Consider the following 1,194-nt stretch of genomic DNA (forward strand, 5'->3'; position numbering starts at 1 on the left):
ATGGCGCGAGACGGAATCGAACCGCCGACACATGGAGCTTCAATCCATTGCTCTACCAACTGAGCTACCGAGCCTTATTGCGGGAGCAGGATTTGAACCTACGACCTTCGGGTTATGAGCCCGACGAGCTACCGAGCTGCTCCATCCCGCGTTAATAATAAAGGAGGATGTGGGATTCGAACCCACGCACGCTTTTACACGCCTGACGGTTTTCAAGACCGTTCCCTTCAGCCGGACTTGGGTAATCCTCCATAGTATTTAATGGACCTTGTAGGACTTGAACCTACGACCACTCGGTTATGAGCCGAGAGCTCTAACCAGCTGAGCTAAAGGTCCAACAAGATCATTATAGCGGCGAAGGGGATCGAACCCCCGACCTCCCGGGTATGAACCGGACGCTCTAGCCAGCTGAGCTACACCGCCATCAATCGGGAAGACAGGATTCGAACCTGCGACACCTTGGTCCCAAACCAAGTACTCTACCAAGCTGAGCTACTTCCCGAGTTAAATAGAAAAAATGCACCCTAGAGGAGTCGAACCTCTAACCGCCTGATTCGTAGTCAGGTACTCTATCCAGTTGAGCTAAGGGTGCTCTTTATATGCCGAGGACCGGGATCGAACCGGTACGATCGTTACCAATCGCAGGATTTTAAGTCCTGTGCGTCTGCCAGTTCCGCCACCCCGGCCTCTCTAAGCGAACGACGGGATTCGAACCCGCGACCCCCACCTTGGCAAGGTGGTGTTCTACCACTGAACTACGTTCGCATCGACCTCTTGGTTATATTAAAAAATGCCGGCTACATGACTTGAACACGCGACCCTCTGATTACAAATCAGATGCTCTACCAACTGAGCTAAGCCGGCTTATTTCTATGATGCGGGTTAAGGGACTTGAACCCCCACGCCGTTAAGCGCCAGATCCTAAATCTGGTGCGTCTGCCAATTCCGCCAAACCCGCAATGATGACCCGTACTGGGCTCGAACCAGTGACCCATTGATTAAAAGTCAATTGCTCTACCAACTGAGCTAACGAGTCTAAAATAACTTCCGTTATCTTAAACGGTCCCGACGGGAATCGAACCCGCGATCTTCGCCGTGACAGGGCGACGTGATAACCGCTACACTACGGGACCTATGGGAGTTAACGGGATCGAACCGCTGACCCTCTGCTTGTAAGGCAGATGCTCTCCCAGC

General features: G+C 52.5%; 13 tRNA genes. All 13 read right to left on the bottom strand.

Going from position 1 to position 1,194, the window contains the following annotated elements:
• Nucleotide 1: 1 nt before the first annotated feature.
• Nucleotides 2-74, bottom strand: a tRNA-Phe gene (locus ADH90_RS05135).
• A 3-nt stretch (nucleotides 75-77) separates the two neighbouring features.
• Nucleotides 78-151 (bottom strand) — tRNA-Met (locus ADH90_RS05140).
• Between the two features lie 10 nt (nucleotides 152-161).
• Nucleotides 162-251 (bottom strand) — tRNA-Ser (locus tag ADH90_RS05145).
• A gap of 11 nt (nucleotides 252-262) precedes the next feature.
• Nucleotides 263-336 (bottom strand) — tRNA-Ile (locus tag ADH90_RS05150).
• 13 nt (nucleotides 337-349) lie between these two features.
• Nucleotides 350-423: transfer RNA gene (locus ADH90_RS05155), tRNA-Met, on the bottom strand.
• A gap of 5 nt (nucleotides 424-428) precedes the next feature.
• Nucleotides 429-502, bottom strand: a tRNA-Pro gene (locus tag ADH90_RS05160).
• 16 nt (nucleotides 503-518) lie between these two features.
• A tRNA-Arg gene (locus tag ADH90_RS05165) sits at nucleotides 519-592 on the bottom strand.
• An 8-nt stretch (nucleotides 593-600) separates the two neighbouring features.
• A tRNA-Leu gene (locus ADH90_RS05170) sits at nucleotides 601-686 on the bottom strand.
• Nucleotides 687-693: 7 nt separating this feature from the next.
• A tRNA-Gly gene (locus tag ADH90_RS05175) sits at nucleotides 694-765 on the bottom strand.
• A 26-nt stretch (nucleotides 766-791) separates the two neighbouring features.
• Nucleotides 792-864: transfer RNA gene (locus ADH90_RS05180), tRNA-Thr, on the bottom strand.
• Between the two features lie 12 nt (nucleotides 865-876).
• A tRNA-Leu gene (locus ADH90_RS05185) sits at nucleotides 877-958 on the bottom strand.
• 5 nt (nucleotides 959-963) lie between these two features.
• Nucleotides 964-1,036 (bottom strand) — tRNA-Lys (locus tag ADH90_RS05190).
• Between the two features lie 24 nt (nucleotides 1,037-1,060).
• Nucleotides 1,061-1,133, bottom strand: a tRNA-Asp gene (locus ADH90_RS05195).
• Nucleotides 1,134-1,194: the final 61 nt, after the last annotated feature.

This window comes from Streptococcus pseudopneumoniae, assembly GCF_001073085.1.
Lineage (GTDB): Bacteria > Bacillota > Bacilli > Lactobacillales > Streptococcaceae > Streptococcus > Streptococcus pseudopneumoniae_M.